This window comes from Thiomicrorhabdus heinhorstiae, assembly GCF_013391765.2.
Lineage (GTDB): Bacteria > Pseudomonadota > Gammaproteobacteria > Thiomicrospirales > Thiomicrospiraceae > Thiomicrorhabdus > Thiomicrorhabdus heinhorstiae.
In genome coordinates this window covers 1-20658 of sequence record NZ_JACBGI020000023.1, presented here as the reverse complement: position 1 = coordinate 20658, position 20658 = coordinate 1, and the positions used below count along the sequence as shown (strand labels likewise).

The window sequence follows — 20658 nt, the reverse complement described above, 5'->3', positions numbered from 1 at the left end:
GTTGGCCAGAAATTTAAAATAATGTCGAATAGGCCTGTCTAACCAGGTTGCCCTCCGTTTTATTGACTTAAAAAGTCTTTGATTAATTGAGTGACTTCTTCGACCAGCTGGTCGCTTTGTTGTTGTGTCATAACGAAAGCCGGCAATAGTCGAACGGTGTCCTGCCGAGTTACGTTGATCAGAAGTTTGTTTTCCAGGGCTTTGCTTACCAACTCACCGCAAGGACGGTCAAGCTGAATACCTAGCATATAGCCGCGGCCGCGGATTTGTTTGACGCCGGCTACACCGGACAAGCTCTGTTTGAATGCGTTCAGCAGAGCTTCGCCTTTTTTGGCAACCTGCTCAATGTGATTATGAACAGTAAGTGCATTCAGAACGGCCAGACCTGCGGCGCATGCCAGCGGATTCCCTCCGAAGGTTGTGCCATGGTTGCCGGGAGCCAGAACCTCGGCAGCTTTGCCTTTGGCAAGACAGGCTCCGATCGGTACACCGTTACCGAGTGCTTTGGCCAGGGTCATTACATCCGGAGTAACACCGTCGTGCTGTCCGGCAAACCACTTACCTGTACGACCAAGTCCAGTTTGAATTTCGTCCAGCATCAGTAGCCAGCCGTGCTCTTCGCAAATCGCTTTTAGGGCACTCAGATAACCGTCTTGCGGAATGTGCACACCGCCTTCACCCTGGATCGGCTCGACCAAAATAGCGACGATATTCGGATTGCTGCTGTGCGCTTTAACAGCTTCGATATCGTCAAACGGTACACGAATAAAGCCTTCGACCAGAGGGGTGAAACCTTCCTGAACCTTAGCATTTCCGGTAGCGGATAAAGTCGCCATGGTTCTGCCGTGAAAGCTGTTTTCCATCACGATGATTTCGGCTTTGTCGATGTCTTTCTGGTGGCCGTATTTCTTGGCGATTTTGATCGCAGCTTCATTCGCTTCAGCGCCCGAGTTGCTGAAAAAGACTCGATCCATGCCGGAGATATCGATCAAACGATCTGCTAGCTGCTGCTGGTTTTCGATTTGATAGAGATTTGAAGTGTGAATCAGTTTGTGGCTTTGATTGCAGATCGCTTCACTGACGTCAGGATGGGCATGCCCAAGGCTGCACACGGCAATTCCGCTGACGGCATCCAGGTAAGCTTGACCGTTTGCATCAAATAATAAAGCGCCTTGGCCTTTATCAAAACTGACTGGCAGGCGAGCATAAGTATTCATTAAATGGTTTGACATAATTTAATCAGTCTCCGAGGCGAAGTCTTGATGGAACTTTTGAGTCTTCGGCCAAAACAAAAAAGCAACCCTAGGTAATATTTTTAAATTGTCGACACAGTGGTTTTGAATTCGTGTGTTGGCGACTTAAAAATCTGACCTAACAAGGTTGCTTTTCAAACTTAATTTTTTAAATTTAAAAAAGTGATTTTATCTATTGTGAATAAAATAGCAAGCACATAGGACCTGCTAAGCGGATAAAATTTATTGAATTTCTCTATATTAGTCTTATTTAGTATCAGAGAGTGGTCTATAAATTCGGGTAATTTGTCGAAAGATGTTTCAGGGCGAATAGAGGCGTGTTTTCGGGAGGGATTTACTTAGCGAATTCTTACCGTAAAGTACTGAAAAAAAATCAAAAAAAATTGATTTTGCGATAAAATGACCGGCTTAAACTTTTTTAATTTTTGTGGGAGATTTTTTGAATGCAAACGATGGCGGACAGAGATGGCGTGATTTGGTTGGACGGAGAAATGGTTCCTTGGCGTGAGGCTAAAGTCCATTTGCTAACCCACACCTTGCATTATGGAATGGGGGTATTTGAAGGGGTCCGAGCCTATGATGCCGAACAGGGTACTGCTATTTTCCGTTTGCAGGAACATACCGATCGTTTGTTTAACTCCGCAAAAATTTTGAATATGCAGCTTCCATTCGATAAAGAGACCTTGAATGAGGCGCAAAAAGCCTCTGTCCGAGAAAATGGTTTAAAATCGGCCTATATTCGTCCGATGGCGTTTTTCGGTTCGGAAGGAATGGGACTGCGTGCCGATAATTTGCAGGTGCATGTTATGGTTGCAGCTTGGGAATGGGGTGCTTACATGGGTGAAGAGAATTTGACCCGTGGTATTAAAATTGCCACTTCTTCCTATACCCGTCATCACGTTAACGTAACCATGACCAAAGCAAAATCCAACGGTCAGTATATGAACTCGATGTTGGCTCTTCAGGAAGCGATCAGTCATGGCTGCGATGAAGCACTATTGCTTGACGTGGATGGTTATGTTTCCGAAGGTTCTGGTGAAAACTTCTTTATGGTTAAAGATGGTGTTCTGTATACGCCGGAATTAACTTCCTGTTTGGACGGTATTACCCGACGTACAATCATGCAGTTGGCTAAGGATGCCGGCATTGAAGTGGTTGAAAAACGCATTACCCGTGACGAAGTCTATATTGCCGATGAGGCTTTCTTTACCGGAACAGCGGCCGAAGTGACGCCAATTCGTATGCTGGACGGTCGTGCGATCGGAGCCGGTACTCGTGGGCCTGTAACCGAGCAGTTGCAGTCGCTTTATTTCGACATCGTTCACGGGCGTTCGCCTGCTCACATGGACTGGCTGACCCCGGTTGCATAATAAAATTTTCAAACGATTAGGAGTTACGGATGACGTCAAACTCGACGAACGCTAAAAAACATTATGAGGTGACTAAAGCGGATTTGCCTTTACATTGTCCGACGCCGGAGATGAGTAAGTGGAATTCGCACCCCAGAGTCTACTTGCCGATTGAAAAGACCGGTAAAGCGAAATGTCCATATTGCGGTGCCGAGTATGTGTTGATCGATTTTGATCCGAATCATGCAGGTGGACACTGATTTGGCTGCATAGATGCCAAACGGGTTTAGTTTTGAAGGCCGTGACAATTTCGATTGTCGCGGCCTTTTTATTTGGGTTGGAGAATTTCGTGTCGAAAGTCCTTAGAGGTTTTTTGCTAATCACGGGTCACGATTAATAATCTTTAAGATCCCAGCGGTTGTGGACCCATAAATATTGGGTAGGGTTGCTGCGAATAGCATCTTCGTAGATGTGATGCAGTCGAAGGGTATCCTGGTAATCGTCTCCGGAAGGAAAATCTTTCAAAGCAGGCAGGAAGCGGATTTGGTATTTGCCGTTGTCAAGTCGGCTGGTAAATGCGAGTACGACTTTGCAGCCGGTCAATTTACTCAGTTTGGATGTGGCGGGATTACTTGGGGCAATATGGTTGAAAAAAGGAACCTTAACATGTCCTTTGGTCCGATATCTCTGGTCGGGAAGTATCACCATGCATTCACCGTTTCGAAGTGCCTTAAGCATTTCACGTGTGTTGGCATTAGAGATCGGTTGCACTTTCGAGCCGTCGTCGAATTCAATCGAACGCCCTTTGGCAATTAAATAATCCATGAGTGGATTGTCGTGCGGTCGGTATACCGGTCGGAATGGTGTTAGAAAGGAGAGAAGCACTCCTGTCATTTCGACGGTAGTGAAATGCGGTGAGACGATTAAAACCCCTTTTCCTGCCTGCTTGGCTTCTTGCAGGTTTTCACCGTCAACAAGTTCGATCAGCGAGCTTTCAAAAGAGGTTTTATGATTTTTTCGGTGTTCGCCCCATAAGGCGATACCGCTTTCGATTAAGGCGATGCCTATCGACTCGAAGTGCTTCTTGAGAATTTCCAACTGCTGTTGGTCATTTAGCTCTGCCAGGGCTAAACGAATGTTCGCCAAAGCCAGACGTCGACGTTTGCCGGCAATTCTGTACAGGAGTTTGCCGATTTGCTTTCCCAAAGCCATTTTCTGTTTGTAAGGCAGAAAATTGATCAAGCGGAGAAGGCCTAATCCCAACCAGATCCCCCAGTATTTCGGTGCAAGAAAAGCATATTGAAATGGAGTAATCTGCTTATTCTTTTGCGGGCGCTTAGCTTTCATCGGCCAGCTCTCCCTGCTGGTACAGGCCTGAATAATATCCTTGATGTGCCAGTAGCTGACGATGATTGCCGAGTTCGACCAGTTGTCCTTGCGAGAGAACCGCAATCTGGTCGGCATTTTCAATGGTGCTTAGACGGTGGGCGATGATGATGACCGTACGGTTTTGTTTAAGTACTTCCATCGCTTCCTGAATCATCTTCTCACTCTGATTGTCGAGCGCCGAGGTTGCTTCGTCGAGAATCAAGATCGGTGCGTTTTTTAAAAAAGCGCGCGCGATGGCGATACGCTGACGCTGTCCGCCGGAAAGCAGACTGCCGTTTTCACCGATCTGCGTCTCAAGGCCTTGCGGTAATTGTTCGATGAACTCCCAGGCATGCGCGGCTTTAGCGGCGGCGATAATTGCTTCTCGCGGTATGTCTGCTCGTCCGTATGCAATGTTGGCAGCAACCGTGTCGGCGAAGAGTGTCACTTTCTGCCCGACAAGCGCAATTTGTTCGCGAAGATGGTTGCGATCCAGTGATTGCAGGTTTTCGCCATCTAAATAGATGCCACCCTGGGTGGTGTCATAGAAGCGTGTGATCAGATTAACCAGTGTCGTTTTCCCACTGCCGGATTGGCCGACCAGAGCGGTGGTTTTTCCAGCAGGGATAACCAGGTTAAAGTTGTTTAGGGCCGGTTGGGTACTGTTGTTGTAACGGAATTCGACATTTTCGAAGCGAATTTCGCCTTTCAGATGCTCGATTTTGTTAGAACCTTGATCCGGTTCGTCAGGCTGGTCGAGCAATTCAAAGATACTTTCCGAAGCGGCCATACCTTTTTGCACGGTTTCGTTGATGCTGGTTAAACGGCGGATCGGTTCGAAAATTAATGCCATTGCCGTGATATAAGCGAGCAGTTCGCCGGGCGTGAAGAGATCTTTGGCGGACATTTGCATCGCAATATATACAACGCCCGACAAAGCGATTGCGGCAAGAACCTGCACCAAGGGGACGTTCAATGCCGATACTTTGGTGACGTGCATGGAATTATTCAGAAGCTCGCTGCCGGTTTGTTTAAAGCGCTTTTGCTCATAGGATTCGGCTGCGTAGATTTTAATGTCCTGATAGGCGTTCAAGCTTTCCTCTAGATGATGGGTCATTTGTCCCATGTTTTTTTGCATCGCTTTGGAGGAGTTGCGCATCAATTTACTGGCTTTGTCGATGATCCAGGCGACGACAGGGCCGACAATCAACATCAGTAATGTCAGTTGCCAGGATGTGTATAGCAGATAGGCAATCAGTGCAAGAATCGTCAGGCTGTCGCGGATTAAGGTTACCCAGGCGGTGGAAAGTGCGTTACTGGCTTGCGGCACGTCATAGGTGATTTTGGACATCAGATTGCCGGTACCGTACGACTGAAATTTAGCAAAAGGCAGGTTTTGCATTTTGCTGTACATGTCAGTACGAATGGCAAGAATCGCTTTCTGGGCGATCCACTGACTGAATACCTTGCTGAAATACTCGGCAAAGCCTTTTATGATGAATATTCCCGCCAGTAGTAATGGCATCTGAATGAAAGAGTCCGGGTTTTTAGCGATCAGACTCTCGTCCACCAGATCCTTCATGACCATCGCTGTCGCCGGTTCCATCGCGGCTATGACGACCAGGGATAGCATGGTAACGGCAATCATGGCTTTGTAGGGAAGGATATATTTTAGTAAGCGTCGGTACAGGTTTAAAGTCGTACGATCGAGCATTATTCTCGTCTCAAGATTTTATTAACCACGATGTTTGCCCAGCCGTCGCTTTTGAAACGGCGATTTAGCTCTTCACGGTCATAATGGTTCTGTAACCAATCCACAAAATCGGTTTCTGGATGAAGTTTGGCAAATCGCAGGTATTCGTCGAAAAAGAAATCCAGTTTACCGGTTTCCGCCCAGCGGAAGTGACCGTATTTCATGCTTAATTGTTTTAAGGCGACTTCAATCGGCTCTTTTTCAATGAATAATTTATAGAAGACGCTCATCAATCCCGCGCGGTCGGCCCCGGATTTGCAATGAATCAGGATAGGGTATTCTGCTGTCTCCAAAATTTCTTTGGCTTTGAGAACCTGATCGACTTTCGGTAGAGCACGTGATGACATTGTATGGTTGATAAGGTGAATGCCGAGTTGATCGCAAGCCTCTTTTTCCAGACGGTAGGGGCCGGATTTGTTGGCTGCGCGCAGGCTGATAATGCTCTTTAACCCGTGTTCACGCTGCATTTTGCGGATAAACGCCGGAGACGGGTGGTTGCTCCTATAGGCGTTATTCGACAGTCTGAAGAAATTACGATATATGACTCTCAACAGCTCGTGGTCAATAAACCAGGCTTGAAGATGTGCTTTGACTCTGTCCCATACAGAGTGAAAATGTGTCATGAAGGCTGTATCCACGCTTGCTAAATAGGGGGTATTTTACAATTTTTATCGGCGATGAAATGATAGAATTGCTTCTGAATTTCGGAAACGTTAGTACTGTGTATGCTGTCGGGGCCGAGAGAAGAATGAGTTGAATTCGTAATCTTGCTGAGTGTTGAGTGCGGATTGGACTAGCGAATAAATGAAACATAAGAAATACGGACAGAGCAGATGATTGTAGTCACTGGTGGAGCGGGGTTTATCGGTTCCAATATCGTCAAGGCGTTAAATGCTATGGGTCGCACCGATATTTTGGTGGTCGATAATCTAAAAAACGGTAAGAAATTTATCAATTTGGCGGATTGCGATTTTGCGGATTTTTTAGATAAAGAAGATTTCCGTCAGCGAATTTTTGCTGAACAGGGCCTACCGAAGATCGATGCCGTGTTTCATGAAGGGGCCTGTTCCGCGACCACCGAATGGGACGGTCAATTCTTAATGGACAATAACTACGAATACTCTAAAGATGTATTGCATTATTGTCTGGATTATAAAATTCCGTTCTTATACGCTTCTTCAGCATCTGTATATGGAGACGGACCGACCTTTATTGAAGAGCGCCAATACGAAAAGCCGTTGAATGCTTACGGTTTTTCCAAGTTTCAGTTCGACCAGTATGTGCGTGGAATCCTTCCGACGGCGCAAAGCCAGATTGTCGGTTTCCGTTATTTCAATGTATATGGCCCTCGTGAACAACATAAGGGGGATATGGCCAGTGTGGCTTTCAAATTGCATAACCAGCTGCTTGCCGGTGAGAAGTTGAAACTGTTTGGCCCGTACGATGGCTATGATGCCGGCATGCAGACCCGCGATTTTGTGTATATCGAAGATGTTGTGAGTGTCAATTTGTGGTTTATGCAGAATCCGGAGAAATCGGGTATTTTCAATCTGGGGCCGGCACAAGCGGAACCGTTTAAGAATATCGCCGAAGCGGTGATTGCTTTCCACGGCAAAGGTGAAATCGAATATATTCCGTTTCCGGAACATTTGAAAGGGGCTTACCAAAGCTTTACTCAGGCGGATAATACTTTGTTAAGAGACGCTGGATATGATGCGCCTTTCCATACGGTTGCTCAGGGCGTCGAGAAGTACTTGACCTGGTTAAGTGAGAATCCGAAGGTTTTGGATTTTAAATAGATGCGCGTCCTGCTGATCAAGATGTCCTCGATGGGGGATGTTTTTCATACGTTTCCGGCTCTGTCTGATGCGCTACAGGCCATGCCAAACATTAAGGTCGATTGGGTCGTAGAAAAGACGTTTGCGGAAATTCCCAAGTGGCATCCGGCAGTAGATAAGGTCTATCCGATTGAGTTGAGAGAGTGGCGAAAAAGCCTGTTTAAAGGCGAAACTCGTCGCCAGGTCAGAGCCTTCTTTGAGGAAATTAATCAGACATCCTACGATTTGATTCTGGATGCGCAAGGGCTTTATAAAAGCGTTTGGGTCGGCCGCAGAATACAGGGGGCGATAAGCGGTTTTGACCTGAAGAGTGCCCGCGAACCGCTTGCCAGCTTATTTTATCAACGCAAATTTTCGGTAGAAAAATCACAGCACGCTATATTGCGCTTGCGCTTGCTTTTTGCCCAGGCATTAGGCTATGAATTACCGCAAGGTCAACCGATTTATTATGGTTTGCAGACGGAGTTGTGGAATCGCCCCGAGGCTTTGCCATGGAGCAGCGAGAATTATTTGGTCTGTCTGCACGGTACGACTTGGGCAACTAAATATTGGCCGGAAGAAAACTGGTATCAGCTTTTGCGTAAGGCCGTGGAGTCAGGGCTAAAAGTGGTGCTCCCGTGGGGTAATGACGAGGAAAAACTTCGTTCTCTTCGTTTAAAAGCCGATTTGTCCGATAAGGATGTCTGGGTTCCCGAACGGATGCTGACTCTGAATGAGATGGCGGCCTTATTGAAAAATGCGAATGCGGTCGTTTCGGTGGATACCGGATTGTCACATGTGGCGGCTGCTTTGGATGTTCCATTACTGGTTCTTTATCGCGTGACCGACCCGGAGCTGGTCGGTGCGGATGGACCCAAGGTGGCTCGTTTGGTTTCTCCGTTGGCAAGTCAGTATATAAAGAATTTTTCCGGCGATCAGGAAAGGCTTTCCTTACAGAATATCGGCGTTCCGGAAGTAGAGAAATGGCTCGAAGATGTTTGATTACTACCTGATTTCAACCCCTTTGCATATGTTTGTTTCGTCAGCCTTGGCGTTACATCGCGCTCGTAAATGCATTGCAATTTTTATTGATCAATATGAGGGGCAGTCGGACTGTTTCGTCAAGAATTTACGCGATAAGGAATCCGGTTCACCTTTCGATAAAGTTTTTGTTTTCGGTGGGCGAGAAGTCTCCCTGTTGCAGAAAAAAGCCTTTCGAAAGCAGCTTTTTAAAGAGCTCGCAGAAATTGTCGAGCAGTATGCTCCGAATTATATTTTTTGCGGTAACGACCGGCGTATTGAGTTCCAGTTCTTGATGCATCATTCGCGCAAAAATCATCCGCAGGTCGAAGGCGTGTACCTTGATGAAGGTCTGTTCAGTTACGTTGGTCGAGAGGCTTCAAAAAGTTTTTCGGATCGGTATGTCGATACATTTTTCAAAAAGCTGGCATACGGGAACTGGTGGAGTCAGCCGCCGACGGTCGGTGCGGGTAAATGGATTACCTCTGCGTATCTTGCTTACCCGGAGCAAGGGCATCCGCTGATTCAACGCAAGAAAATGCAAAAAATCGACCCTGAATGGTTCTACGCCCCGCACTTCGTCCAATTGACGCAGCATTGGTTGGCTTGTTTCGATGTTGACCAGGAAGTGATCGAAAACAGTCGGGTTGTGCTGACTCTGCCGCAGGATCGAAACATGCGTCTGGTTCCCGGTTATGTCGACAGAGTCTATGACCTGGTCGATAGTTTGTCGTCTTCCGGTTACGGAATTTCGGTTAAATACCATCCGAGTGAACAGCAATTGGATCCGCTGCAAGTCTCTTCCCGCCTAAACGTGAGTATCCTCCCGGCCAAAATTCCGTTTGAAGTTCTGTTACCGTTTATGCCGCGAGATAACGCTTTTGTCATAGGTGATATGAGTTCAACCCTGATTATGACTCGGCTTTTTAGACCGGATGTTGGAGTTTTGGCGATTAAACCGGATCAGGAAAACCGGCATTTTAAGCAGTTTGCTGATTTATATCAGAAAATGGATATTCCTGTTTTGCCGATGAAGCAGATTATCGATACAGTGATGGAAAATACGCAATAAAGAAGTCATGCGTTTCAGTAAAAAGAGCGTGGATTGGAAAATATTTGCGTTTGGCGACATGCTCACTCTTTAACGGCGATTTATATCAATTAAGAAATTGCGGATTGAGTTGGTTTGACAATTTGTGGCCAAGTATTTAAAAGATTGGAATAAAACAGTTATCTTTGGGTGAGAAAAACTGGAACAGTAGGTGCTATTTGTTTAAAGAAAGCTCGTTCATTTTCGTCCACCCAAAATTAGTAGGAACGGTTTATGCGGAACAACTCTATTAAACATTTGTTTATTAGCCATAGGGGAGGATTTAACTATTTTGATATCTTGGCTAAGACTTGTTTTGATGGTGAATATGTCATTATTTATGATAAGTATTTGAAAAATAATCCGGATCCTGATGTTGTTAAAAAACTTAAGGGATTGGATTTGAGTCGTGCGCTGGATTTTAAGTTAACCGAGAAGCTTAAAAAGAATCCTAAGCTTAATTGGCTGTACAGTATGAAGTGGGCGCAGAAAATTTATAAGAGAAAGTTCCGGAAAAAAGCCGAACTTCTCGCGATTCAAGTGGATAAATATCTCAAAGAATATCCCTCTATAGAGTTTGTATGGTTGTGGAATGATCAAAAACCATACAGCTTGATTGTTAAGTCCTTGGTTAAAGATTTGCCGGTTCGGTGTATTTATATGGAGAATGGCTGGCTTCCGAATAGCACACAAATGAATTTGGCAGGAGTTAACTGTTCTTCTGACTTGAACCAGAATCTGAGTTTTTATCAGGAATATGCCAAGCAAGGGCCTGAATATCACCTGGAAGGCCGCTTGCCGACTCGCAATTTCAGGTTGACTCACTTAAGTAAAGAAGGGGTAACTGAGCTACCGGAGCGTTACTTCTTTGTTCCTTTCCAAGTCGATTACGATACTCAGATTATTGCTCATTCTCCCTGGATAACCGATATGCTGGATCTTTTCGAAAAGACCAGTAACGTGTTGTCTAAGTTGGGAGTAAATGTTGTTTATAAATTGCATCCGAGTTCAAGCGTCGATTACTCCGATCTGATGGTTCAAGCAGAAAATAGAAAAAACGTTTTCTTTGCCAATCAAGTCGATACGGAAACTCTGGTTAACCAGTCTCAGGCCGTCATAACGATTAATTCTACGGTCGGTTTTGAAGGGGTACTGCTAAACAAACCGGTTATTTGTTTAGGCAAAGCGTTCTATCAGTTTCTATGCTTGAGGGCGACGGACTCGGAAAGTTTGAATGCAGCCGTCAAAAAGGTTGTCGCAGGCTGGGATTATGACCAAGAAGCAAGACATGGGTTGCTAAGTTATCTTTCCAACGAGTTTCTGGTTGAGGGGGATTGGAGAAAGCCTGATGAACAGCATTTCCAGTCGGTTAGAAACAAACTTGAAGAGTTCGAAAGCAGCGTTGAGCAATAATTAAGTTCGATTTCCCCCGATATTTTATCGTGATGGTCTCTTGCTATGGGGTTGGGAGTTTTTCCGGTAGCAATGGATGGTGACCTCCTCTGCTGGAAGAGCGTGTAAATTTTAAATCACATGAATAATTCAATTAAAACTATTTCAAATGATGCTTCGGTATTTGAAATTCCGGCCGAGAGATTCATCTGCCCCGAATCTCTAACCGATTTAACGCATCAGGTTGAGGCCTGTCTTCGTTTGGCTTTGCCGATTACCATGCGTGCCGGAGGAACTTCGTTAGGCGGACAGGCGATCGGCAGCGGAGCGGTGATTGATGTTTCCAAGCACCTGACCCATATTCTCGATTACCGCCCGGACGAAAAAGAAGTCGATGTCGAACCCGGCGTGATTCAGGACGACCTGAATGCGTTTGTCAGAAAAGACGGTTTGCGCTTTGCACCTGACACTTCCACATCCAACCGGGCCATGATCGGCGGCATGATCGGCAACAACTCCTGTGGCTCGTACTCGGTTTATTATGGAACGACCCGCGAGTATGTTAAATCGATTGAGGTGGTTCTAGCCGACGGTTCCGAAACCATTTTCGAACCTTTGACTCCACAAAAACTGCGCGAAAAACTCGAGCTGCAGAGCTTTGAAGGAAACATTTACCGTACGATTTTCAACCTGCTTGAGCGCCACGGCAAGACCATTCTCGAACATTATCCGCATCCGTCCATTAAACGCCGTAATACCGGTTACGCTCTGGATGAATTATACCGTCACCATCAACCTTTCAACCCGGACGGCAGGCCGTTTAATCTGGCACCTTTGATTTGCGGGAGCGAGGGAACTCTGGCGGTGATTAAAAAAGCCACGCTGAATTTAGTCAAAACGCCAAAATTTCAACAACTGATCTGTGCCCATTTTGATTCGGTCGAAAAGGCGATGAAGGTGGTAAATCATCTGTTGGAGTTTCGTCCTGCGGCGATAGAGTTGATCGATAAAGCTACACTGGATGGCACTAAAACCAATCTTCAGCAGCAGCAAAACCGTTTTTGGATCGATGGTGATCCGCTGGCGGTGCTGGTGATCGAGTTGTTTGATGAAGATGAAAACTCTCTGACAAAACGGTTGATCGAACAGCAGCAATGGTTGTTACAAAATGGATCTTACTCGGTTCCGGTTATTGATCGGGCTGATTCTGCAAAGATTTGGGAAGTGCGCAAAGCCGGGCTAGGGATGCTGATGGGGAAAGTAACGCGCAAAAAAGCGGTTGCGGTGATTGAAGACGCCGCAGTCCCCGTGACCTCCTTGTATGACTATTATCAGGATGTGCGGAATTTAATGGCCGAGCTAGGAGTGGGTTGCGTTTATTACGGGCATGCTTCGGTCGGTTTGATCCATATCCGTCCTGAGTTGGATCTGGCGACCAGTGAAGGTAAGCAATTGTTCCGGACGATTGCTGAACGAAACTCCACGTTGGTAAAAAAATATCGCGGTGCCTTATCCGGTGAGCATGGTGATGGCCGAATCCGTGCGCCTTTCCTCAAGGAACAGGTTGGCGAACAGGTCTATGCATGGCTGCTAGAACTGAAACGCGCTTTTGATCCGCATAATTTGCTCAATCCGGGGGTAATTCTCGGAAATGTATCGATTACCGAAAATTTACGTGCAGATCGTCAGCCACGACAGTCATTGACCACGGCGTTTGATTGGAGTGGAGACCTGTCTTTGATGGACGCCGTTGAAAAGTGTAATGGAGCAGGTGCATGCCGTAAGTCGAGCGGTTTAATGTGTCCTTCTTATCAGGCCACTCGAGAAGAGAATTATTCGACGCGCGGGCGAGCCAACCTATTGCGTCATGCTTTGACGGAACCGGATCCTCGCCAGGCTTTGAGCCACCCTGAGTTGAAAGATGCCTTGGAGCTTTGCCTTGGCTGTAAAGGTTGCAAAAGCCAGTGTCCGGCCAATGTGGATATGGCTCGTTTAAAGGCGGAAGTTTTGTATCAGTCAAGAAAGTTTCTGGATTTGAGTCGTTTGGCCTTAAAGCATTATGGCCGTTTAATGAAGTTGGGGGCTTTATTCCCGCGCTTGTTTAATGGAATTCAATCTCTGGCTTTGGTGAAACGACTGATGGGGGTTGATCCACGTCGTAATTTACCGTCGGTTCGAGCAGAATCTTTGCAGGTTTGGTGGGGTAAGCAGAAACCCTTTTCGGATAGTCGAGCGCCAAGAATTTGGGTGCTGTGTGATCTGTTTAGCCAATATCAGGAGCCACAGGTTGGCCAGGCCGTTTTAAACAGTCTGCAAAAACTTGGGTTGTCTGTCCAACCCTTGTTTATGGCCCAGTCGCCGCGTGCTCTGATCAGTAAAGGTTTGCTGCTTGAAGCAAGGGCAGCGTTACTGGACGTTGCCGAGCAATTGCTAGAGGTTAGAGAAGAGGACTATTTAATTGGCATTGAGCCTTCTGAGTTGTTGGTGTGGCGTGATGAAGCGAAAGATTTGCTGGCGAAGGCGCCACAGTCAACAGCTTTGGAAAAAATGCCGGTTTGGCGCTCAAATATTCAGAGTTTTGAGGAGTTTATTCTCTCTTATGTCGAGCTTGAAAAACTGCCGCGGTTGCGTACCTCACCCAGAAAAGTGTGGTTGCATGTCCACTGTCATCAGAAATCGCTGGCAAAACCGTTGGACTCGCAGAGGGCTCTACAGTGGATTGAAGGTTTACAGGTAGAAATGATTTCATCAGGTTGCTGTGGCATGTCGGGCGAATTTGGTTATAAGCACTATGACGTTTCTAAAACCATTGCCGAGCAGGCGCTTCTACCGGCGCTTCAAAATGCGTCCGATGGTGATTGGATTGTCGCCACCGGGACCAGCTGCCGCCATCAAGTTGCCGATCTGGGCGGTTATCAGGCATTGCATATTGCCCAGGTTTTTGAACAGGTGTTAAGCGCCGCTGACTAATTGCTGTCGATTAGCAGAGCCTTTTTCTTTTCCTCACTCGAAGTTTTCGAGAGCCTGTTTTACTTTTTTCCATCTGGTTTCACTTGGTGTCAAGGGTTCGTGACACCAAATCGCATCCGGCCAGACGGCATCTTTTTCATCTCGGAATATCAGATGATAGTGCAGATAAGGGTTTTTATTGCCGATTTTTGCCAGATTGTAGTGCGGTCCAAAACCTTGATCCTGGAGATGTTGAATTAAATGATGGATCTGCTGGTAGTAGCCGGCAATGAAATCGGGATTGTTTAGGGTTTGTTTGGGGATAATCAGTAACCAGGGAATCTCGGTTTCCGCAATCAATGCGGAAAAAAAATCGTTGCCGGTTAAGTAATGGGCTTCAAAACGGGTTTCAAGGGCAGTGATGCTGTGATCAGTAGTCAAAATGTCCATTCATAATTCCGATTACGTCTTGTTAACAGGGATTGCTCCACGTTTCCATGACAATATTAATTGGTTTTTAAGGGTTTCATTATCTTCGACGCGGTAGAATAAGCGTTTATCGATTTTATATTTACCCTTTAGTTTAATAATTTAGATCAGCAATGGCCGAAAAACTATATTTAGCGTCGAGTTCGCCTCGACGTCAAGAGCTTTTACAGCAGATGGGGCTGACTTTTCAACTGGTACAAGCTCCGGTTGAAGAAGTAGCGCTTCCCAACGAATCTCCGTTTTCCTTTGTTCGCAGAATTGCGATTGAAAAGGCTTTGGATGGCTTTAATAAAATTGAAGGTAAGGATTGTTGGGTGATCGGCGGTGATACGGCGGTAGTCTTAAATAATAAGGTGCTAGGTAAACCAAGACATACGACCGATGCGACAACAATGTTAAGGAAGCTTTCCGGAACGACGCATGAAGTTTTATCCGCGGTGGCTGTGGTGTACGATGGTGAGGTTTTTTCGGCAGTGAACCAGACTCGGGTTGAGTTCACCGAAATTCCGACTGAAGAAATCGAGAGAATGGTTGCTTCCGGTGAGCCGATGGATAAAGCGGGGGCTTATGCGATCCAGGGGCAGGCGGCTAAATGGATTAGCCGCATCGACGGCAGTTATTCGGCGGTGATGGGATTGCCGATTTTTGAATTGAATCAGTTGTTGCTACAAGCAAACTTCTATCAAGAGTAAAGGCTTGATGCACTATGAATAATGAAGAAAAAATTTTAGTAAACGTTACCCCGAACGAAACGCGGGTGGCCTGGGTTGAAAACGGCGTATTGCAGGAAGTTTGGGTTGAACGATCCAATAAACGCGGTCTGGTTGGAAATATTTACATCGGTAAAGTAGAGCGGGTTTTGCCGGGGATGCAGGCGGCGTTCGTCAATATCGGTTTGGAAAGAGCAGCGTTTTTGCATGTGTCGGATGTGTGTCATCATGCAATAGGCTATCCGGATACGGAGTGCGACGATATCGTCAAACTATTGCATCCCGGGCAGAAAATCATGGTTCAGGTCGTTAAAGACCCACTCGGCTCCAAAGGTGCCAGAATCACGATGCAGGTAACGATTCCATCGCGAATGCTGGTGTATATGCCGATCGAGAAAACGCTTGGTGTTTCGCAGAAAATTGATTCGCAAGAAGAGCGCGAACGCTTAAGAGAGATGGTCAAACAGATTCCGGAATATCAGGGATCGGAGGGTGGTTACATTGTTCGAACGGTTGCCGAAGGTGTCGATTTTCATGAAATGCGCGCTGATATGCTTTACCTGCAACGCTTGTGGAACAGTATTCAGGATAAAGCGAGGCAAGCGCGTAAACCTGCGGTAGTGTATGAAGATCTTCCACTGTATTTGAGGATTATGCGCGATATTCCGATTGATCGTATCGAGAAAATTCGTGTCGACTCCACGGAAACCTTGAAAAAGATGCAGTCTTTCGTTGATATGTACGTTATGGAATTGGCCGATCGGGTCGGTCTATATCAAGGAGAGCGCCCGATCTTTGATTTATATAATATCGAGGAAGAACTGCAGGCTGCTTTGCATAAGCGTGTCAACCTCAAATCCGGCGGTTATCTGATTATCGACCAGACCGAAGCGATGACGACCATCGATGTTAATACTGGTGCTTTTGTCGGCCATCGGAACCTTGAAGAGACGATCTACCGAACCAATCTGGAAGCGACGCAGGCGATCGCCCGCCAGTTAAGGTTAAGAAACTTGGGCGGCATCATTATTCTTGATTTTATCGATATGGAAGATTCCAACCACCAACAGCATGTTTTAGGTTCTTTGGAGAAAGAGCTGAGCAAGGATCGGGTTAAAACGACGATCAGCAGTATTTCCAGTCTGGGACTGGTCGAGATGACTCGCAAACGTACCAGAGAAAGTTTAGAAAGAACGCTATGTGAACCTTGTCCGGTATGCAGCGGCCGCGGAACGGTCAAGACCGCCGAAACGGTAGCTTATGAAATCTTCCGGGAAATTACCCGTATGGCGCGCTCTTTCGATGCGCAGACTTATCGCGTCATTGCCGCCGAGAGTGTGGTATCAAGAATTATGGATGAAGAGTCCAGCAGTGTGGCGGAGCTGGAAGCCTTTTTGAATAAAAGCATTCGCTTTCAAGCGGAAAGCACCTATGCGGCCGAGCAGTTCGATGTCGTTATGATGTAATCGAGAGTAAAGAGAAGAGGTTAGGCGTGTTGATAAAACGAGTGCATCAATTACTGCATCTTCTCTTCGCAGTTTTTCTGGTTTACCTTCTTGTCACCCGGGCAGTGATTACCTGGGTTCAAGTTGCACCTCAGCAGTCGGTTGATTTTGTTGAATGGCTGACCGATGCGGAGGTGAAATTTAAGGATGTCAGCATCGAGCAGAATCTGCTCGGGTTTCGAGTCGATCTGGATGGTGCCTATTTTAAAAATGGATCCTATGAATTTCAGGCCCGTAAGGCACTGGTTGATGTTAATCTTTTTGCCTGGCTTTGGCCTGGTTGGTCAATCGGTAGTGAAATTGATATTGAAGAAGGCTACCTGAGCCGTGGTTCCGGCTCTAAGGAATTAACATCAGAGCCGTCGAATGTCTTGGGTGTCCAGGATTTTGATGTGGCACGTTTATGGCAGAAAGTCCGAATTTCCGACTTTGTTGTCAGTAATCTTATTTATCCCGATTTGACATTGCATATCAATAACCTGCGTTCTTTGAAAGGCGCGCAGCTGAATCTTGCCGCTGAATTTGGAGTGCGTTACGACAAATTCCTGGATTATGAGCGTTTTAATTTAACCGCTTCCTTTACACCGAGTGAATGGAAAGGGATAGGTAGTGGCACGCTCAATATTAACTCGTTTTCTCCTTTACGCTTTGAGCGTATCGAAAAACTGTTGCCATCCTCGTGGTCCGGTGTTCTGCCGAAAGGCGATATGTTGCTGGATGCGAAAGTAGCCGTTTCTCAGTCACAGCTCTCTTCGGTGGTGTTGAATGTCAATGGCCAGTCGTTGAACTGGAGTTCCTCCGTTAACCGTGTGAAAAATCTGCCGAAAAGCATGGGTGTTGAGTTAAGTTGGGTGCTGGAACACCGCAATATCCATAGAGAATTCCGTGATTGGCGATTTCAAGTTTCCAAGATGCAATTGGATAATCGTTTCATCGAAACCGTTTCCCCCTTAGTGCTGTATTTTGATGACAAAAGCTTGTTGCATTTCGAAGCTAAAGCCGTCGATATTGATCCGTTTAAAAATATGATTAAATCGGCAATCTCCAATCCTCATATTTACGCGATGTTTGACCAAGCTGCCGAGTTGAGTATTTCCGATTTGCACGGTTTGCTAAACTGGCAGACATTGACGCTTGAAGATTTGTCGGTCAAGGTCGATAAGTTGACGGTTCCAAAAACGGAATTTCCGAGTCTGGCTGTACAGAATCTGCAGATCAATAAACGCCCTGATGGGTTTGAGTTTACAACTAATCTTCCGGTGTGGATGGTTGATACTCGGATTCATTCCGGAGCGATTCGCGTAGACCTGCCTAAGCGTTGGAGTTTGGTAAAAGACAATACTTCATGGGCATTGGAAGATTTTAAATTTTTCGTCGATAAAATTCCGTTTGGCCTTTCCCTGCGAGCCGATGATTCCTTCACTCAGCTTGAGGGCGAATTACAAGTGAGAGTCAATAATATGTCGACGTTGAAGCAATATCTGCCGTACGGCTTTATGTCAAAACCTTTGACAAAATGGCTGTCTACGGCCTTGGTCGATGGTAAGAACATTATCCTGAAATCTTCTTTGAAAGGGGATGTCAGCAAGTTTCCATTTAACGATGGGGGTGGCGACTTTTCGGTGACGGGAGAGGTCGATGACGTTAAGTTAAATTTCGATTCTAAATGGCCGATGATTGAACACGCCAAAGTTTATCTTCGCTACCAGCCGCATACCCTAAATATTCGCTCGGAAAGTGTGGATATGGGCGATGGTGTTTTGGCGAAAAAAGTGGCGGTCAAAATTGCCGATCTAAATAAACATGATATTGCGGTGAATATAAGTGGTAATGTCTCAGCCACAATGGATCAAGTTTCTGGTTATTTAAATCGCACTCCTGTTAAAGCTTTGACTGGTTTGGGCTCGGTATTGGATGGAGCAAAACCTCTTCAAGGTCGAGCTGATATTCGCTTGGATTCGATTTGGATTCCCGTGTCCGGTTTCGACGGGGTGGGTGAAAAAGTAAAAGGTCATGTCAAACTTGAGCAGGCATCGTTGAATTTTCACTCTAAGTTGAGCCTGTCTAGCATTAATGGCGAACTGGATGTTTCCGAAAAAGGCGTGAGTGCAGATCGTCTGGACTTTATTGTCGCGGCCGACCGTTTAAAAGGGAATGGACAGGTAAAAGTCACTACCGATTCCAAGTCCAAACAAATCATGATCCTAGGTAATGGAGCTCTAAAAGATGCCAGTCAGCAGTTATTCGCCGGCAGCTTGCCTTGGACAGCGAATATGACAGTGCCTTTTTCTGCCGAAAAAGCTTCGAATTTGGCGCTTAATATTCCTCTCTCGACGGCAAAGAGCCGTTTCCCGGCCCCATTTGATGAAAGGGCCTTGAGTAAGAGCGCAATTAAGTTGAATGTTGGTTTTGCCGAAAAAACGATTGACCTCCAGGCTAGTGTTGCATCTTTACTGGCGGTAAAAGGAGATTGGCGCAAAGGGAAAGGTAACTATGCGCCGCGAGCGGTGTATGTCAGTTTAGGAAAAGGTGGTATTTCGGGTACTAAGTTACAACCCGGCTTGTTTGTGAGCGGCAATATCGGCAGGGTGGATTTCGATCAGTGGCTGCAGTTTATCGAAAATAGTGGTTTGAAAAATCAGTACAGTGATTCCGGTGGCCAGCTTCAGTGGCGTAAATCGACTCTGAATATCGGTGAGTTAATGGTTAAAAACCACCCTTTGAAAGATTTGTTGCTGAGTTGGCATGAAGATAAGCAGCAAATTATTCTGAAGGTAGAAAATGAGATTCTTGCCAGCGAAGTTACCTTTAGCGGTGAAGAGAAGTTGGATGTCAAAGTCGATCGTCTTGATTTTGTCACAGCCGACACTCGACCTGAGCTTGCAGAAAAAAGTGACCAGCAATGCGTCAAACCTGTTGAAAACACCTTCCCGTGGAAGCTGCTGACTTTTGATGGCGATGATATCTCTATCGATGGACGTAAGATTGACCATCTAAATTTTCACATCGATAAAACGAATACGGGTTATAAGATTCCCGATCTTAAGGGTGGCTTTGGCAATGGCGCCGGAGCCATACAAGGGGATTTTGTCTATGACTATTCACAGAATTCCAGTCTATTGAATATGGCGATTACCTCAAAAAACGTCGCTTCAGTAACCAAGTTCTTAAAATTAAAGAGTGGTTTTACTGGTAAGAGTGCGGACGTGAAACTCGCTCTGAACTGGTTGGGAGAGCTGGAGTGCTTTTCTACGGTTCGTGCTAAGGGAGGGATCAACTTTCAGTTGAAAGACGGCGTTATTGAAGATGTTGAGCCCGGCTTTGCGCGTCTGTTGGGGTTGTTAAGTGTTGAGTCCCTGGCAAGACGTTTACAGCTGGATCTGAAGGATGTTACTAATAAAGGCATGGTCTATGACGAAATTAAAGGCCAGGCCAAGTTGGAAAACGGATTCCTGAGTTTGGACGATTTTGCGTTAAAAGCGCCGTCGGCTAATGTTTCCATGAAAGGGCAGATCGATATACAAAAAGAGTCTTTTGATTTGAAAGCGGATGTAACGCCGGCCGTGGGATCTTCTTTGCCGACCATTGCCGCCCTTGTCGGTGCCGCTAATCCTTTAACTGCGTTAGCGGTTTATACGCTTATGAAGGTGTTGCCGGGAATAAATGAAAATTTAATTACCTACCGGTTTGCGATAACCGGGCCCTGGATGAACCCGAATATAAAGCAGTTGGAAGAAAAGCGATCTAGTATCGATTTTGGTAATGAGTAACGTTCAAATTAAAAAAATAAAAAATATTTGCAATTTAAGTGTTGACTTAAAAAATTAAGTAACTAAAATACGCAGCTGTTCCGAGGGGCAGCGAACGAAGCGGCCACTTGGAGTGAAAACCAAGTCTGACGAGCTGTGATGAGTTGGAAGTCGGTGAAAAAAGTTTGAAAAAATATTTGACACCGGATTTTAA

The 20658-nt window shown here is 46.0% G+C and carries 15 protein-coding genes; 10 read left to right on the top strand and 5 right to left on the bottom strand.

What is annotated here, in order from left to right:
• Nucleotides 1–59 precede the first annotated feature (59 nt).
• Complete coding sequence (locus tag H8792_RS09855; RefSeq protein ID WP_185978791.1) at nucleotides 60–1232, bottom strand: aspartate aminotransferase family protein; 1173 nt, start codon at nucleotides 1230–1232, stop codon at nucleotides 60–62.
• Nucleotides 1233–1696: 464 nt separating this feature from the next.
• Here H8792_RS09855 and H8792_RS09850 point away from each other — a divergent pair, with 464 nt between their 5' ends.
• Nucleotides 1697–2623, top strand: coding sequence for a branched-chain amino acid transaminase (locus H8792_RS09850; protein ID WP_185978790.1), 927 nt, complete (start codon nucleotides 1697–1699; stop codon nucleotides 2621–2623).
• A gap of 29 nt (nucleotides 2624–2652) precedes the next feature.
• Nucleotides 2653–2862, top strand: coding sequence for a zinc-finger domain-containing protein (locus tag H8792_RS09845; RefSeq protein ID WP_185978789.1), 210 nt, complete (start codon nucleotides 2653–2655; stop codon nucleotides 2860–2862).
• Between the two features lie 133 nt (nucleotides 2863–2995).
• Here H8792_RS09845 and H8792_RS09840 read toward each other — a convergent pair whose 3' ends face one another.
• Genes H8792_RS09840 through H8792_RS09830 form a run of 3 tightly spaced genes read right to left on the bottom strand, consistent with a single transcriptional unit; the run spans nucleotide 2996 to nucleotide 6346 of the window.
• Nucleotides 2996–3949 (bottom strand): LpxL/LpxP family acyltransferase, encoded by a 954-nt coding sequence (locus H8792_RS09840; RefSeq protein WP_185978788.1) that lies wholly within the window; start codon nucleotides 3947–3949, stop codon nucleotides 2996–2998.
• Nucleotides 3939–5684 carry a lipid A export permease/ATP-binding protein MsbA gene (gene msbA, locus H8792_RS09835; RefSeq protein WP_185978787.1) on the bottom strand — a complete coding sequence of 582 codons (1746 nt, stop codon included), beginning with the start codon at nucleotides 5682–5684 and terminating at the stop codon, nucleotides 3939–3941. Before msbA ends, H8792_RS09840 begins: the two co-directional genes overlap by 11 nt.
• Entirely contained in the window at nucleotides 5684–6346 is a 663-nt protein-coding gene (locus tag H8792_RS09830) for a fused DSP-PTPase phosphatase/NAD kinase-like protein (RefSeq protein ID WP_185978786.1), read from the bottom strand. The genes msbA and H8792_RS09830 overlap by 1 nt, the downstream gene beginning before the upstream one ends.
• A gap of 210 nt (nucleotides 6347–6556) precedes the next feature.
• Here H8792_RS09830 and rfaD point away from each other — a divergent pair, with 210 nt between their 5' ends.
• The 5 genes from rfaD (at nucleotide 6557) to H8792_RS09805 (ending at nucleotide 14012) form a co-directional block, all read left to right on the top strand.
• The gene (rfaD, locus tag H8792_RS09825; RefSeq protein ID WP_185978785.1) at nucleotides 6557–7522 is read left to right on the top strand and encodes an ADP-glyceromanno-heptose 6-epimerase; all 966 of its coding nucleotides are present in this window, start codon (nucleotides 6557–6559) and stop codon (nucleotides 7520–7522) included.
• Complete coding sequence (gene waaC, locus H8792_RS09820; protein WP_185978784.1) at nucleotides 7523–8542, top strand: lipopolysaccharide heptosyltransferase I; 1020 nt, start codon at nucleotides 7523–7525, stop codon at nucleotides 8540–8542.
• On the top strand, nucleotides 8535–9632 hold the full coding sequence (locus tag H8792_RS09815) for a polysialyltransferase family glycosyltransferase (protein WP_185978783.1): 1098 nt from the start codon (nucleotides 8535–8537) through the stop codon (nucleotides 9630–9632). Before waaC ends, H8792_RS09815 begins: the two co-directional genes overlap by 8 nt.
• Nucleotides 9633–9884: 252 nt before the next feature.
• On the top strand, nucleotides 9885–11063 hold the full coding sequence (locus H8792_RS09810; protein ID WP_185978782.1) for a capsular polysaccharide export protein, LipB/KpsS family: 1179 nt from the start codon (nucleotides 9885–9887) through the stop codon (nucleotides 11061–11063).
• 120 nt (nucleotides 11064–11183) lie between these two features.
• Complete coding sequence (locus tag H8792_RS09805; protein ID WP_185978781.1) at nucleotides 11184–14012, top strand: FAD-binding and (Fe-S)-binding domain-containing protein; 2829 nt, start codon at nucleotides 11184–11186, stop codon at nucleotides 14010–14012.
• Nucleotides 14013–14045: 33 nt separating this feature from the next.
• On the opposite strand, the gene H8792_RS09800 is transcribed toward H8792_RS09805, so the two are convergent.
• Nucleotides 14046–14441 carry a hypothetical protein gene (locus H8792_RS09800; protein WP_185978780.1) on the bottom strand — a complete coding sequence of 132 codons (396 nt, stop codon included), beginning with the start codon at nucleotides 14439–14441 and terminating at the stop codon, nucleotides 14046–14048.
• 152 nt (nucleotides 14442–14593) lie between these two features.
• Here H8792_RS09800 and H8792_RS09795 point away from each other — a divergent pair, with 152 nt between their 5' ends.
• Genes H8792_RS09795 through H8792_RS09785 form a run of 3 tightly spaced genes read left to right on the top strand, consistent with a single transcriptional unit; the run spans nucleotide 14594 to nucleotide 20465 of the window.
• Complete coding sequence (locus H8792_RS09795) at nucleotides 14594–15172, top strand: Maf family protein (RefSeq protein ID WP_185978779.1); 579 nt, start codon at nucleotides 14594–14596, stop codon at nucleotides 15170–15172.
• 14 nt (nucleotides 15173–15186) lie between these two features.
• Nucleotides 15187–16656, top strand: a complete 1470-nt coding sequence (rng, locus tag H8792_RS09790) for a ribonuclease G (RefSeq protein WP_185978778.1) — start codon at nucleotides 15187–15189, stop codon at nucleotides 16654–16656.
• A 26-nt stretch (nucleotides 16657–16682) separates the two neighbouring features.
• Entirely contained in the window at nucleotides 16683–20465 is a 3783-nt protein-coding gene (locus H8792_RS09785) for a YhdP family phospholipid transporter (RefSeq protein WP_185978777.1), read from the top strand.
• Nucleotides 20466–20658 lie beyond the last annotated feature (193 nt).